General features: G+C 59.3%; 14 protein-coding genes. 10 read left to right on the top strand and 4 right to left on the bottom strand.

Going from position 1 to position 14,348, the window contains the following annotated elements:
* Nucleotides 1–106: 106 nt before the first annotated feature.
* Both ACM6J5_RS20480 and ACM6J5_RS20485 read left to right on the top strand, forming a co-directional pair.
* Nucleotides 107–1,033: a LysR substrate-binding domain-containing protein gene (locus ACM6J5_RS20480; RefSeq protein WP_095945381.1), complete on the top strand. Its 927-nt coding sequence runs from the start codon at nucleotides 107–109 to the stop codon at nucleotides 1,031–1,033.
* A 57-nt stretch (nucleotides 1,034–1,090) separates the two neighbouring features.
* Nucleotides 1,091–1,456 (top strand): 5-carboxymethyl-2-hydroxymuconate Delta-isomerase, encoded by a 366-nt coding sequence (locus ACM6J5_RS20485; RefSeq protein ID WP_095945380.1) that lies wholly within the window; start codon nucleotides 1,091–1,093, stop codon nucleotides 1,454–1,456.
* A 3-nt stretch (nucleotides 1,457–1,459) separates the two neighbouring features.
* Here the strand turns inward: ACM6J5_RS20485 and ACM6J5_RS20490 are convergent, their stop codons facing one another.
* From ACM6J5_RS20490 to ACM6J5_RS20500, 3 genes are all read right to left on the bottom strand, one after another.
* Nucleotides 1,460–2,398, bottom strand: coding sequence for a LysR family transcriptional regulator (locus ACM6J5_RS20490; protein WP_150673558.1), 939 nt, complete (start codon nucleotides 2,396–2,398; stop codon nucleotides 1,460–1,462).
* Nucleotides 2,399–2,512: 114 nt separating this feature from the next.
* Entirely contained in the window at nucleotides 2,513–3,430 is a 918-nt protein-coding gene (locus ACM6J5_RS20495; RefSeq protein ID WP_414929227.1) for a DMT family transporter, read from the bottom strand.
* Between the two features lie 13 nt (nucleotides 3,431–3,443).
* On the bottom strand, nucleotides 3,444–4,628 hold the full coding sequence (locus tag ACM6J5_RS20500; RefSeq protein ID WP_150673556.1) for a cyanate transporter: 1,185 nt from the start codon (nucleotides 4,626–4,628) through the stop codon (nucleotides 3,444–3,446).
* A 472-nt stretch (nucleotides 4,629–5,100) separates the two neighbouring features.
* On the opposite strand from ACM6J5_RS20500, the gene ACM6J5_RS20505 reads away from it, so the two are divergent.
* The 6 genes from ACM6J5_RS20505 (at nucleotide 5,101) to ACM6J5_RS20530 (ending at nucleotide 11,658) form a co-directional block, all read left to right on the top strand.
* Nucleotides 5,101–6,483: a glutamine synthetase family protein gene (locus ACM6J5_RS20505; RefSeq protein ID WP_414929228.1), complete on the top strand. Its 1,383-nt coding sequence runs from the start codon at nucleotides 5,101–5,103 to the stop codon at nucleotides 6,481–6,483.
* A 190-nt stretch (nucleotides 6,484–6,673) separates the two neighbouring features.
* Nucleotides 6,674–8,323: a phosphoethanolamine transferase gene (locus ACM6J5_RS20510; protein ID WP_095945374.1), complete on the top strand. Its 1,650-nt coding sequence runs from the start codon at nucleotides 6,674–6,676 to the stop codon at nucleotides 8,321–8,323.
* Nucleotides 8,324–8,395: 72 nt separating this feature from the next.
* Nucleotides 8,396–9,058, top strand: a complete 663-nt coding sequence (locus ACM6J5_RS20515) for a class I SAM-dependent methyltransferase (protein WP_095945373.1) — start codon at nucleotides 8,396–8,398, stop codon at nucleotides 9,056–9,058.
* A 123-nt stretch (nucleotides 9,059–9,181) separates the two neighbouring features.
* Complete coding sequence (gene rnd / locus ACM6J5_RS20520) at nucleotides 9,182–10,315, top strand: ribonuclease D (protein ID WP_095945372.1); 1,134 nt, start codon at nucleotides 9,182–9,184, stop codon at nucleotides 10,313–10,315.
* Complete coding sequence (locus ACM6J5_RS20525) at nucleotides 10,312–10,605, top strand: YcgL domain-containing protein (protein WP_033048390.1); 294 nt, start codon at nucleotides 10,312–10,314, stop codon at nucleotides 10,603–10,605. The genes rnd and ACM6J5_RS20525 overlap by 4 nt, the downstream gene beginning before the upstream one ends.
* A gap of 120 nt (nucleotides 10,606–10,725) precedes the next feature.
* A complete protein-coding gene (locus tag ACM6J5_RS20530; RefSeq protein ID WP_414929229.1) occupies nucleotides 10,726–11,658 on the top strand; it encodes a D-2-hydroxyacid dehydrogenase in 933 nt (310 codons plus the stop codon).
* Nucleotides 11,659–11,780: 122 nt separating this feature from the next.
* Here the strand turns inward: ACM6J5_RS20530 and ACM6J5_RS20535 are convergent, their stop codons facing one another.
* Nucleotides 11,781–12,374 carry a nitroreductase family protein gene (locus ACM6J5_RS20535; RefSeq protein ID WP_095945370.1) on the bottom strand — a complete coding sequence of 198 codons (594 nt, stop codon included), beginning with the start codon at nucleotides 12,372–12,374 and terminating at the stop codon, nucleotides 11,781–11,783.
* A gap of 164 nt (nucleotides 12,375–12,538) precedes the next feature.
* Here ACM6J5_RS20535 and ACM6J5_RS20540 point away from each other — a divergent pair, with 164 nt between their 5' ends.
* On the top strand, nucleotides 12,539–12,988 hold the full coding sequence (locus tag ACM6J5_RS20540) for a YcgN family cysteine cluster protein (RefSeq protein WP_414929230.1): 450 nt from the start codon (nucleotides 12,539–12,541) through the stop codon (nucleotides 12,986–12,988).
* A 28-nt stretch (nucleotides 12,989–13,016) separates the two neighbouring features.
* Nucleotides 13,017–14,246, top strand: a complete 1,230-nt coding sequence (locus ACM6J5_RS20545) for a hypothetical protein (RefSeq protein WP_414929231.1) — start codon at nucleotides 13,017–13,019, stop codon at nucleotides 14,244–14,246.
* Nucleotides 14,247–14,348: the final 102 nt, after the last annotated feature.

The following is a 14,348-nucleotide window of genomic DNA, read 5'->3' on the forward strand; positions in this document are numbered from 1 at the left end:
GGAAAAGTTCGTACACCGTATCAGACTATTGAACCTGAGTCGGATAGACGACAGTCCCATCCGCTACCTAAACTGTCAGCAGATTTGGGGATCGGGGGGGCAGTGGATGAATCGCAACGAACTTCGCAAGGCGGATATCAACCTGATGGTGGTATTCGAAACGCTGATGCTTGAACGCAATGTCACTCGGGTGGCGGAGAAGCTGTTTCTCGGTCAGCCGACCATCAGTTCGGCGCTCAACCGCTTGCGTGCGATGTTCAATGATCCGCTGTTCATACGCGTTGGCCATCGCATGGAGCCGACGGCAAGGGCCGAGGAGATCATCAGGCACTTGTCGCCGGCGCTGGACTCCTTGTCCGTGGCCTTGAGCCTGACCCATGATTTTGACCCGGCCAGCAGCACGATGTCATTCCGCATAGGGTTGTCCGACGATGTCGAGTTCGGGCTGTTGCCGCCATTGCTGCGAGCGTTGCGCCAGGAAGCGCCCAACGTCGTGTTCGTTGTGCAGCATGTCGATTACTGGCGGATTCCCGACTTGCTCGCGTCCGGCGATATCACGGTGGGTATCAGCCAGACCCGTGGCTTGCCGGCCAATGCCAAGCGCAAGTTGCTGCGGCACATCCAGCCCAGCATTTTACGCGCCGATGCCTCCGACACACCGCTGACCCTCGATGAATATTGCGCGCGACCGCACGTGCTGGTGTCCCATACCGCCAACGTCAGTGGCTACGCCGACGAGTGGCTGGCGGACATCGGCCGCACGCGCCAGGTGGTGCTCTCGGTACCGCAATACAGTTCTTTACCGGCCCTGCTTGCCGGGACGGACCTGATTGCCAGCCTGCCGGACTACACCGCCGAGGCGATGGCGGCATCGGGAGTGCTGTTCAAGGAACCTTTTCCCATCCAGACACCTACCCTGGACCTGTCCATGGTCTGGCTCAGTCATGTCGATAGCGACCCTGCCGAGCGCTGGTTGCGCTCGCGCCTGGAAGCCTTCATGAGTGAGCGTGCCGTTTTGCCACTGCCTGAATGAACGGGGCGGTGCTGTGTTATATGTACGACCTCTCCACCCACTTACAGGAACTGACTCATGCCTCACCTGCACATGGAATACACCGCCAACCTGACTGATCTGAATGCCGATGTGGCATTGATGCGGTTGAACAATACGTTGGTGGGTTCCGGTCAGTTTGCTGCCGAATTCGACATCAAGAGTCGCGCGGTCAAGGTCAATACATTCAAGGTCGGCACAGCACTGGCTGAGCGGGCGTTCGTGCATGTGAAACTGGCGCTGTTGAGTGGTCGTTCCGCTGAGATCAAAAAACAGCTGTCTGAAAGCCTGCTGGCGGTGGTGCGGGACCTGTGTGAGTGGCCGAGCAGCATTGAGGTCCAGTTGTGCGTGGAAATTCTCGACATTGATCGCGACTCCTACAGCAAGACCGCCATTAACAACTGAACATCAGGCTGATTCCTGCTCGACGCAGGCCTGGATCACTTGCGTTCGCAACCAGGTGCTGGCGCTGTCCTGATCGACACCCTGGCTCCACTGCATGTCGAGGGTGAAACCTGGCAAGCCTTCGGGCGCTTCACAGTGCTTGAAGGTGTCTGCACTGGCCAGCAATCGCTGGATGCGCCGGGGCAGGGTCAGGACATAGTCGGTGCCGGTAATCAGCTTCAGCGCTGCACTGTAGCTGTTGGCGCGTGCAACGATCTGGCGCTGTTGTGCCTGCTGCGCGAGCCAGCCATCGACCATGTTGGTGGCGGACGTCCAGGGTGTCGGGAACACGTGTCGACGTTCGACATAGGTTTGCAGGCTCAGACGTGGTTCCGCCGGCGTGGCGCGTTTGTCGAACACACACACCAGGTCATCTTCGAGCAGCGTTTGTGATTTGAAATCGACGTGACTGCGATGAAAGTTCGGGCCGAAGCACATCACCAGGTCCAGGCTGCCTTCGCGCAACGCTTCGGCAGGGATATCGGTCTGGAGCTTGAACACATTGACCATCACTGGAAGATCGGCGAGGTCGAAGGTTTTCAACAGGCGCGGCAGGATCAGTTGCTCGAAGTATTCCGGTGCGCAGATGTTGAAGGTCACCGGTTGCAGGCCGGGGTCGAACGTGGGTAAGCCGGCGTGACACAGGTTGATGCTATCCAGGATTTTCAGCACGTGAGGGTACATCGCGCCGGCCTTGCCGGTGGGCTGCATGCCGCCGGTACGGGTATTGATGAACAGTTCGTCCTCGAAACTGGTGCGCAGCTTTTTCAAGCAGTAACTCACCGTGGACTGACTGACGCAGAGCGTCTCGGATACGACGGTGACGCTGTTCTGCTCATACACGGCGACGAACACCATGAGGTCCTGCATGTCGAGTTTTCTAAGCGAATTACTGTTGAGCATCCATTCCATCTCGCTACGTCCCTTGTACTGACCATGCGCAAGGGTGGGTGAATTATCCTAGCGGAATGAGCGAGCAGGGAAAATGCCTTGCAGGACGTTTCGCCCAAGACCCTGTCAGCCCTGGACGATCGCCGACACGGCGCGGCGGCTGGACATCAATAACGCGAACATGCCGAGGCCTACCAGCACCGCGCCGGCCACTTCCAGCGGCAGCGGCATCTGGCGCCCCCATAGCCAGTGAAACAAGGTGAGGAACAGCGTGCTCAGGTAGATATAGGAAATCACCGAGGACGGTGCGATCACGCCGATGGCCCGGTGCAGCAACCAGAACGTCGCCAGTGTGGCGAACGCCGCCAGGTACATCAGCCAATAGAAATCGTTGAGCGTCAGTAATGATGCCGAGCGCCAACCGCCACTCAATCCACAGAACACCAGCAGGAACAGTGCACCGAACAGCATGTTCCAGAACGTCATGGGCACGGGGCCGCGTCCCTTGAGGCTATCGGCTTTCAGGCGATGGCTGAGGGGCGCGTAGAGCGCCATCGCCAGGCAACCGATGCCGTACACCATCAATGCATAGGGCGATGGCAACTCGCCGGGGCCGGTGCCTTTCATGATCAACAAAACCGCCCCGGCAGCGGCGAGCAGCATCGGCACAATCCGTTGTTTCAGACGGCTGTCAGGTGTCAGCACGGCTTCGAAACACAGGGTCATCAGCGGCACCAGCGTGAACATCGTCCCGGTGTTGACGGCTGAGGTGTAGCGCAATGCTTCGAACAGCGAACCGAAGTACAGCGCCAGCAGCAGGCCGAGCACAGCATGGCCGAACAGCGCGCGGGCGGTCATGACGGTATTGCCTTTTAGCAGCAACAATGGCAGAAACACCAAGGCGCAAAACAGCAGGCGCAAACCGGTCAGCAGAATCGGGTCGATGGCCTGGCTCACTTGCGCCGCCGCGGAAAACGATGCGGCGATCAACAAGGCCCAAAGCAGCATGCTGGCGTGAGCGACGGCGAAACCGGTGGATTTCATGGCAGGCTCCGGGTCAATGGATGTGGCGGGTGTAGTGCCTTGGGTTGAAACGCAGAACCATCAACATCATCAGCGCCATGACCGCCGTCAGCGACCACCAGGCCCATTCAAAGCTGCCGAGCCGGTCGCGGATGACCCCCGCCAGCAGCGGTGACAGGCCGGCGATCAAGTAGCCGATGCCTTGAACGAATGCGGTCAGGCCACCGGCACGCAATGGATTGTCCAGGTGATCCAGCGATACGATCAGGCTCATCGGGAACAGGCCGCCAATGCCCAGCCCCAGCAGGCATGGCCACATCAGGCTCAAATGCCCAGGGCTCAGAATCAGTCCGCAGAATCCGGCGATGATCAGTGCCAGCAATACCATCAGCACGACGCGGCGGTCGCGGCTGCGATTGGCGATGACGGGCGTCAGCAGGCCCGACAGCACTTCCATGGCGGTCAGAAACCCGAGCAGCAATCCGGCGTGCTGTTCGCTCCAGCCCTTTTCCACGTAGTACGGCGCCAGCCAGGCCAGAACACAGGTGTAGGACGCAGTGCCCAGGCCAAAGAAAATCGCGAGTAACCACGCGCGGGAATTGGCGAAGTACGAACCTTTGCTGGATGCCCTCGAATCCAGTGTTGGCATCCCCGCGCTTTGGCTGCGCCAGAAGAGCAATGCCAGCACGGCGAGAACGGCCCAGATCGCCAGGCCTATACGCCAGCTGCCGGTACGCTCCATCACCAGCGGCGCAAAGGAGGCACCCAAGGCGGCACCGCCCATGATCGACGTGACGTAGAGCCCCATGCACAGGGCAACGTGGTCGCTGAAGCGGGATTTGATCAGCGCCGGCATCAGGGCCTGGATCAGGGCGATCCCGATACCTGCCAGCACGGCGCTCAATAGCAGCTCCGCGGCTGAATCAAGGAACAACCGCGAAACCGTGGCCACGCCGATGATCAGCAACGAGAACACCACCGTGCGCTGCTCGCCGAGTCGCTGGCTGATGCGCAGGCCGACAAACATCGCCAGTCCCATGGCCGTCACCGGCAACATGGTCAGCAGTGAAGCCTGACTGAAGCTCAGCGTAATGTCGTCGCGAATCGCCGAGAGCAGAGGCCCGACAGCCGCCATGGAAGGGCGCAGGTTCAGGGCAGCCAGGACAATGCTGAACATGAACCAGAGGGCAGGGCGGGAAGTGGCTCGGGTGTTTTCCATGATCGGACCTTGAACAGAAGGGTTCCGATTAGGCGCGCGAGGCCTGGAGGCGGCAAATCAGAAACTCCGGCGAAGTATTTAGAAATTAAATACACGTCGCAGCCAAATGTTTAGTCAGACGATATCCAAGGTTCTTCAAATCCTGATTTAACGACTTAAGCCATCGTGTGAGTCTGCGGGTCATCTGTTTTCTGCGGTTCTCTCTATGGACGGTTGGCCAGTCGCAATCCACTTCAAGGCATCCATCGACGCTCGGGCGTCGAGCCTTGGTCGTCGATTCACGCCAGCCACCGCGCCAAACCTCTCTGCACTTCCTTCTGAACTGGCTTTTTGGGCGCTGTGGCATTGCCGCCATGCGCGCCCGCCGGATTCCTGCTTTTTCCGCTGATTGTTCCTACATATTCCGCTCGATGGCGGGATTAAAGTGCGGGTGCTTTTGCGTACCTGTCTGACACGGAAAAAGAGAGTTCCCATGAGTTGTGCCACGACCTCGTTTGCCACCAAGCAAGAAGCGCTGACCTTTCTGGAGCAGAACCCGGATATTGAAATGTTCGAGCTGTTCATCCTCGACAACAACGGTGTGCCGCGGGGCAAGCTGCTGCATCGTGATGAGTTGCTGACGGTGTATGAAAGCGGGCGGCCATTGCCGAGTACAATCCTCGGCCTGACCATCAACGGCGATGACGTGGAGAACTCCGGGCTGGTCTGGGATGTCGGTGATATCGACTGCCGCGCCTACCCGATCAGCGGCAGCCTCACGCGTATGCCGTGGCGCCTGATACCGACCGCGGCCGTGCAGGTCAGCATGCACCCGACTGAGGGAATGCCCGCCACCATTGCCGATCCCCGCCACTTGCTGGCTAAAGTCATCGAAGGTTTGCAGGCTGAAGGTTATTACCCGGTCATGGCGGCGGAACTGGAGTTCTACCTGTTGGATCAGCAACGCGACAGCAATGGCCGGCCGCAACCGGCACGGGATGTCGATGGCGGACGTCCGCACGGCACTCAGGTCTATGGGTTGCGTGAACTTGAACAGATCGAGCCGTTCCTGGCCGACCTCTATAGCGCCTGCAAGCTCCAGGGGATTCCGGCGCGCACGGCCATTTCCGAATACGCGCCGGGGCAAGTGGAAATCACCCTCGAGCACCGCTGCGACGCACTACAGGCGATGGATGAAGCGGTGCGCTACAAGCGTCTGGTCAAGGGTGTGGCGCACAAGCACGGCATGACAGCCTGCTTCATGGCCAAGCCTTTCGATGACCTGGCCGGCACCGGGATGCACATGCACGTGAGCCTGGCGGACAAGGACGGCAACAACCTCTTCGCCAGTGAAGCCCCGGATGGAACGCCGCTGCTCAAGCAGGCCGTTGCCGGCATGCTCAGCACCTTGCTCGATTCGCTGTTGCTGTTCTGCCCCAACGCCAACTCTTACCGTCGATTCCAGGCCAATAGCTATGCCCCCCTGGCGGCCACCTGGGGCGTGGACAATCGCACTGTGAGCCTGCGCGTACCTGGCGGGCCGGCGTATTCCCGGCACATCGAACATCGAATCTGTGGCGCAGATGCCAACCCCTATCTGGCAGCTGCGGCGATTCTGGCCGGTATTCATCGCGGTATCCGCGAACAACTCGACCCTGGTGCGCCGGTGGAAGGCAACGGCTACGCCCAGGCCACGAAACTGTTGCCGACAGACTGGCTGACCACCTTGCGATCGCTGGAGGGTTCAAGTTGGGCCAGGGAAGCCTTCGGCGGTGAATTCCTCGGCGTCTACCTGGCGGTGAAACGCGCCGAATATCGTCAATTCATGGGGGAGGTCGGTGAGCAGGACTGGCGCTGGTATTTGCACCAGGCTTGAGTCGACGCTAAGCCAGAGCTGAAACATTCTCAAATAGTCTGTAAGTGTAAGGCGGGATAAGTAAGCCAACTAATTGTTGGCTTCTTTTTCACAAAAAATTGATGGTTGGCTACCTAAAATTAGAGCTGTCTCGGTAAATGAAATTTTCACATTTGCCGAAGACACCTTTTTTCAGGACCCGCCGAATCTCATGCTTAAGATTAAAGCCGTGCGCCCCGAATGGGTGACACTGATTGCCAGTGCTTTTTTGTTAGTTGGCTTCAATTTTGTACTCTGGCAGCACCTGTTCGAAATCACTGCATCCGATGGCAAAGGCATCGTCATGCGTGTGGCCTTTGGGGTGATGATCTTCGCAGCGTTCAACATTGTGCTGACCCTGCTGGCATTCCGGTCGGTGCTCAAGCCGGTCCTGATCCTGCTGTTCATGACCAGCGCGGGCGTGGCGTATTTCATGAGCCAGTATGGTGTTCTTATCGACACCGGCATGTTGCGTAACTTCGCTGAAACCAATGCTACGGAAGTGCGCGACTTACTGTCGCCAAAGTTGTTTGTTTATATTGTGCTGCTCGGCATTTTACCGTCCTGGCTATTGTGGAAGGCGCCGATTAATTATCGTCGCTGGCACCGTGAACTACTCAGTAAAGTTCTGGTGATTTTTGCCTCGGCAGCGGTCATTGGCGGTGTTGCACTGGTTAACTATCAAGGCCTGTCTTCGCTGTTTCGCAATCACCACGAGTTGCGCCTGATGGTGGTGCCAAGCAACTACATTGGTGCCACGTCCGGTTTCTTGCGCGAGAAAGTAGCGACTGCGCGGCAACCCTTTGTCAAGATCGGTGAAGATGCCCGGCTTAATCCGGTCTGGCAAACTCACGGACGCAAATCCCTGACAGTACTTGTCGTGGGTGAAAGTGCCAGGGCTGAGAACTTCGGCATCCTTGGCTATAGCCGCGACACTACTCCGAAACTGAGTAAGGAAGATGGCCTGATCGCTTTCACCGATGTGCATTCCTGCGGAACTGAAACCGCCGTATCGGTGCCTTGCATGTTCTCCAACATGGGGCGCAAGGACTACAACGCCAGCATGGCAAAAAACGAAGAAGGCCTGCTGGACGTGCTCAAGCATGCGGGTATTGACGTGATCTGGCGTGACAACCAGTCAGGCTGCAAAGGTACCTGCGATCGCGTCACCGTTGAAGACGTCAGCAATCTGAAGGACCCGGCGCTGTGCGCCAACAGCGAATGCCGTGACGAAATCCTGCTGCAAGGCCTGCAACACTTCATCGATACCCTGGACAAGGACACGGTACTGGTATTGCACCAGATGGGCAGCCACGGTCCGGAATACTTCAAGCGTTATCCGAAAGAGTTCGAGCGCTTCACTCCGGTTTGCGAGAGTAATGCCCTGAACAATTGCAGTCGCGAAAGTATCGTCAATGGCTACGACAACACTCTGGTCTATACCGACCATGTGCTGTCGACCCTGATCGATCTGCTTCGCAGCAACCAGGACAAAGTGGATACCGCGATGCTGTATCTGTCTGACCACGGCGAGTCCCTGGGTGAATACAACTTGTTCCTCCACGGCACGCCTTACATGCTGGCACCGGAGCAGCAAAAGCATGTAGCCATGTTTGCCTGGTTCTCCGACAGCTATAAAAAGTCCTTTGCGGTAGATACCCACTGTCTGCAACAGGGCCGTGAAAAGCCCCTGAGCCAGGACAACCTTTTCCATTCGATGCTTGGGCTTCTGGAGGTCAACAGCAAGGTCTACAACCAGGATCTGGACATGTTTACCGGATGTCGTGGTCCAGTGACTGACGGCGTGTTGGCCAAGGATTGAGTACTCCGATTCTGTTTCACGCGGCGGCCGCAGATCTGCGGCCGGTAGAACTATCACCAAGAGCCATTGCACATGTCCGCTCAGCCTCCATCCGCCATCGAGCTTGAGATCGCCCGGCACTACGACCAGGAGCACGCGCGCGTTTGCCTTCAGCCGCAAGCGCCGAGTCTGGCCGGGCGCTTGGCGCTCTGGCGTGAGGAGCGTCTGGTGCGCAATGCACTCAAGGTCGCTGGCGAGCCTGGTCTGATCCTTGATGTGGCTTGTGGTGTGGGACGTTTTTGGCCAGTGCTGGCCGAGCACGCGAATCGGGTGATCCTCGCAACGGATCCGTCCCAGGACATCCTCGATCATGCCCGGACACATCATTCGCAGAGCCTGTTGAAGCGGGTCAAGACCTTTCAAAGCTCCGCGTTCTCGATTGGCTTGTCGGAGAATGCGGTTGACTGTATTTTCTGCATGCAATTGTTCCAGCACCTCCATAACCCGGAACATCGTCTGGCGATGCTGGGTGAGTTTTACCGGGTCAGTCGCGATACGGTGATAGTCGCACTACGCCTCGATGGCCTTTTCAAGGGCGCGCATTCAGGCGTGGAGGGCGTTCCGGCCCGGCCGTTGCCGAGCAAAACCGGATTGGAACGCGAGTTCAGGCAGGCGGGGTTTCGTTTGCTCAGCCATCAGGACTTTTTCCCCGGTTGCGCGCGGATGCGGATCTACGTGCTGGGTAAGACCAGCTAGCCCGACGTTGTCGGACTATTCTGTATGTCACGTAGTAAATTTCGCTAACGCTCTTGTTCAGTGGATGCGCGGAAATCGCCGGGGGCGATATATACTGCGCGCCATTCTTCAAGGGAGAGCCGTGTGGCCATCGATATTCACTGGATTCGCGACAACGATAGCCTCGGACGGTTGTGCGCCGAGTGGCAACAGTTGCCATTCGTTGCCCTCGACACCGAATTCATGCGGGTCGACACCTTCTACCCAATCGCCGGCCTGCTGCAGATCGGAGACGGTGTTCGCGCCTATCTGATCGACCCGCTGACCATCGACAACTGGCAGCCATTGGCCGCGTTGCTGGAAAACCCGGCGGTGCTCAAGGTTGTCCACGCGTGCAGCGAAGACCTCGAAGTTCTGCTACGTCTGACCGGAAGCCTGCCGGTGCCGCTGTTCGATACGCAACTGGCTGCCGCTTACCTGAACCTTGGTTTTTCCATGGGCTATTCGCGACTGGTGCAGGAAGTACTCGGCATCGACCTGCCCAAGGGTGAAACCCGTTCCGACTGGCTGCAACGTCCGCTTTCCGAAACCCAGATCAGCTATGCGGCCGAAGACGCCGTGCATTTGGCTGAAGTCTTCGTAAAGCTGCGTCCAAAGCTGTCTGACGACAAATGCGCCTGGGTCCTGGAAGACGGTGCCGAACTGGTGGCCAACCTGCGCCGCGAGATCGATCCGTACGAGGTCTATCGGGATGCCAAGCTGGCCTGGAAGCTGTCCCGCGCCCAACTTGCCGTTTTACGTGAGCTCTGCGCCTGGCGCGAAAAGGAAGCCCGGGCCCGTGACCTGCCGCGCAACCGGATTATCCGCGAACATTCGTTGTGGCCGCTGGCGCGTACGCAACCGGATAACCTTGGCGCCCTGGCGAAAATCGAAGACATGCACCCGCGTACCGTGCGTCAGGACGGCGAGTTTCTGCTTGATCTGATCAAGCGCTCTGGCAGTGTGTCGCCTGATCAGTGGCCGCCAGCCGTGCCGGAGCCGTTGCCGGTGGATGCCGCTGCACTGCTCAAACAAATGAAGGCCATAGGCCAGGCCGAAGCCGAGCGCCTGAACATCGCGCCGGAACTGATGCTGCGCAAGAAAACCCTGGAAGCGCTGCTCAAAAGCGGCTTCCCCAATGGTCCCTACCAATTGCCTGATTCGCTGCGTGGCTGGCGCCGCGAGTTGATGGGCCAGGCGCTGCTCGACAGCCTGGCCACCGCCGGAGAACAGCCTTGAAACGTATTTGTTCCATCTACCGCAGCTCGAAGAGAAACGAAATGTACCTGTATGTGCTCAAGAGCGATGCTCTGGAGCGCGTGCCGGACCCCCTGATGGCAGCCTTCGGCAAGGCCATCCACGCGTTCGACCTGGTGCTGAGCCCCGAGCGCAAGCTGTCGCGCGAGGACATCGCGGTCGTGCTGGAAAACCTCGAAAAACAGGGCTATCACCTGCAAATGCCACCTGCCGAAGACGAGTACATCGAGCATTTGCCGGAAGAGTTGTTGCGTCGCAACGATCCGGTGTGAGCGGCAGACAGGCTCTGTTCAGAGTGGTTATGAAACACTGATTGATTTTAGCGATGGCCGCATCGACGGATGCACAGCACTGTCGGCGGCCGTCTGCACCGTTTTTGAAAGGTTTGAAGCATGCGCGTCCTGATTGCTGAACACGACTACCCCGTGTACGCCCAACTGTTGCGCGAGGCGGCACCGGACCTGGAGGTGCTGACCAGCGGTGATTCCGCCGAACTGGCCAGCCAGGCCGGCGATTGCCCGGTGTGGCTCGGCCAGCCTGATTTGCTGGCGACCCTGTTACGCCAGGGCCATCAGCCGCAATGGCTGCAATCGACCTGGGCCGGCATCACACCGCTGCTGGCCGATGGCTTGCCGCGGCACTATCGGCTGACCCGTGCAGTCGGAATCTTCGGCCAGGTCATGGCCGAGTACGTGCTCACGTACATGCTCGGTCACGAACGTGAAGTGCTGGCGCGGTTGGTCAGCCAGGTCGAGCGCAAGTGGGACAGTCGCCATGGCCAGAGCCTGGCGGGGCGCAAGGTGTTGATCGTAGGCACCGGTGATATCGGTCAAAGTGTGGCGCAGTTCCTCGTGCCATTCGGCGTCGAGTTGTATGGCGTGGCCAGTAGCGCGCGGAAACAGGCGCCGTTTATCGAAGTTGGTTCGATGGCGGATTTGCCGCGGTTGGTCGGTGAAGTCGATTACGTGGTCAATCTGCTGCCAAACACTGCGCAAACCCACGATGTCTACGATGCGGCGCTGTTCAAGCAATTCAAGCCGACCGGGTTGTTCATCAACGCCGGGCGCGGTGTGGCAGTGGTCGATGCGGATCTGGTGGATGCCTTGAAGGAAGGGCATCTGGCGGGCGCCGTGATCGACGTGTGCCGTCAGGAACCCTTGCCCCAGCGACATCCGTTCTGGACGGCCTGGGGCCTGCTGCTGACGGGGCACAGCTCGGCACCGACTTCGCCGTCGATGATGGTGAAGCTGTTTGTCGAGAACCTGCGGGCTTATGAGGCGGGAGAGGCATTGCGCGGGGAAGTGGATTTCGATCGCGGTTACTGAAATCACCACTACCCAATGTGGGAGCGAGCCTGCTCGCGATAGCGGTGTGTCATTCGCATTAACGTTGACTGACACGGCCTCATCGCGAGCAGGCTCACTCCCACATTGCTATGTGTAGTGGATTAGAGGGTGAAGTCACCTTCGGCCGCCAACTCGCTCAACGGACGACGCGGGCTGGGTTCTTCACGGGCTTGCAGGTAATCCGCCAGGCTGGCCTTGTCCCCCAGCTTGCCCACCGCGACGGCCGCGTGCAGTGCGTAGCCTTCGGGAATGTTCAGCTCCTTGCGGGTCAGCTCCTGGTCGAAACCGGCCATGCCGTGGGTGTGCCAGCCGCTCAGGCTCGCTTGCAAGGCCAGGTGGCCCCAGGCGGAGCCGGTGTCGAAGGTGTGCCACAGGGCCGGGGTTTCTTCGCTGGCGCCGGGTGCGGTGAAGGTGGTTTTCGAAATCACGATCACCAGGGCCGATGCATGTTGCGCCCAGCTGCGGTTGAATTCGTTCAGCAGACCCAGGTAACGCTCCCAGTTCGGCGTATCGCGACGTGCGTAAAGGAAGCGCCAGGGTTGCGAGTTGTAGGCCGAGGGTGCCCAGCGGGCGGCTTCGAAGAAGCTCAGCAGGGTTTCCTCTGGAATCGTTTCGCCGGTGAAGGCGCGGGGCGACCAGCGATCGGTGAACTGAGGGTGAATGGCGTAATCGGCAACGCGTGGGTTGGCACTCATCAAGAGATTCCTGGCTACGTTTGAAAGTGGGAGCAACGCAAAACCCTACTTGGCAGCGCAAAAACTGACAAGCCCGTTCTACCGACAGTCGCCAATGCTTGGCCCGCGGGGCTACGGGCACTAGACTGGCGGCCTTTTCACCACCTGATGTCGATACCCGAACCATGGCCGCCAAAGTAGAACCGTTCTGGATACGCAAGACCCTCGATCAACTCGATCAGGAGGAATGGGATTCGCTGTGCGACGGCTGTGGATTGTGCTGCCTGCAAAAGCTTGAAGACGAAGACGACAACAGCGTCTATTACACGCGCATCGCCTGCAAACTGCTGGACCTGAAAACCTGCCAGTGCAAGGACTATCCCAACCGTCGAGACTCCGTTCCGGACTGTATCCAGCTCACGCCGGGCAAGGCCGACGAATTCAAATGGCTGCCGCCGACCTGTGGCTATCGCCTGGTCAGCGAAGGCAAGGACCTGCCGTTGTGGCATCACCTGGTGTGCGGTGATCGCGATGCCGTTCATCACGAGCGGATTTCCCAGTCCGGGCGCATGCTCGCCGAAGGCAGCGTGCCGGAAGATGACTGGGAAGATCACCTGATTTTTCGCGCGGGCTGATTGCCTGACGTTTCGCGAAGGAGTGTGTATGGCTGTGGGGTGGCGGCAGGCATGTGTCGTGGGATTACTGGTCGTGAGTTCGCCCGCATGGGCTGCGAACAAGGTCAATCTGGATTATCACGTGCGGCTGTTGCCCCAGAGCGATCAGGCCGAGGTGCGCCTGACGCTCGCCCGGGGTTCGGCGGTGCGCAGCCTGGATTTCGACCTTGGCGACGGTAGCCACTACAGTGATTTCAAGGCTGACGGCCAATGGCAACTGACCCCGGGCAAAGCGGTGCGCGGTGTCTGGCATCCGACCGCCGACAAAGCCAGCCTGACCTACCGCGTGAACATCAACCACGGCCGCAAGAACGGCGGCTTCGACACGCGCATGACGCAAAACTGGGCGTTGATGCGCGGCGACGATCTGGTGCCGGCTGCCAGGCTCGATCAACAGGACGGCATCGAACTGGTTGCACGCCTCGAATTCGAGCTGCCCGGTGGCTGGAAAAGCGTTGAAACCGCGTGGCCACGAATCGGCCCGAACAAATTCCGTATCGATAACCCTTCCCGACTGTTCGACCGGCCCACGGGCTGGATGCTCGCTGGCCAGCTCGGCAGTCGCCGTACTCGTCTGGGCGAGACCGAAGTCACCGTTGCTTCGCCGCTGGGGCAGGGCATGCGACGTATGGATGTGCTGACGCTGCTGACCTTCGTCTGGCCGCAAGTGCAGGCGCTGTATCCGCGACACCCGGGCAAACTGCTAATCGTCGGGGCCAATGACCCCATGTGGCGCGGCAGCCAGTCGGCGCACGAGTCGATCTACCTCAACAGTCGCCTGCCGTTGGTCAGCGAAAGCGGTACCAGTGCCCTGGTCCGTGAGTTGGCCCAGATGTTCGGGCGGATCAACGGCACCCAACGCAGTGACTGGATCGGCGAAGGCTTTGCCGAGTATTACGCCATCGAACTGGTGCGCCGGGCCGGCGGCATGAGCGATGAGCGCTACGAAAACCTGCACGGCAAACTGGTCAGGAGCAGCCAGAAAGTCACCACGCTGCGCGGTGAGCAGGTCGGCCCGGCGCAGGTGGCCAGGGCGGTGGTGTTGCTGCAGGAACTGGATCGCGAGATTCGCCTGAAAACCCACAACAAGCGTTCGCTGGACGACGTGCTGCGCGGGGCGATACGGCTGGGGGATATCGATACCAAAGCGGTTGTTCAGCTCAGCGAGAGCGTGATCGGTGGTTCTTCAAAAGTGCTGAATACCGAGTTGATTCAGTAGCACCGCCATCGCGAGCAGGCTCGCTCCCACATTTGGTCTGCGTCGTACACAAATCCCCTGTGGGAGCGAGCTTGCTCGCGATGAGGCCAGATGCTTCAGCGC

The sequence above is a fragment of the Pseudomonas sp. IT-P74 genome (assembly GCF_949768175.1).
In the GTDB taxonomy this organism is placed as follows: domain Bacteria; phylum Pseudomonadota; class Gammaproteobacteria; order Pseudomonadales; family Pseudomonadaceae; genus Aquipseudomonas.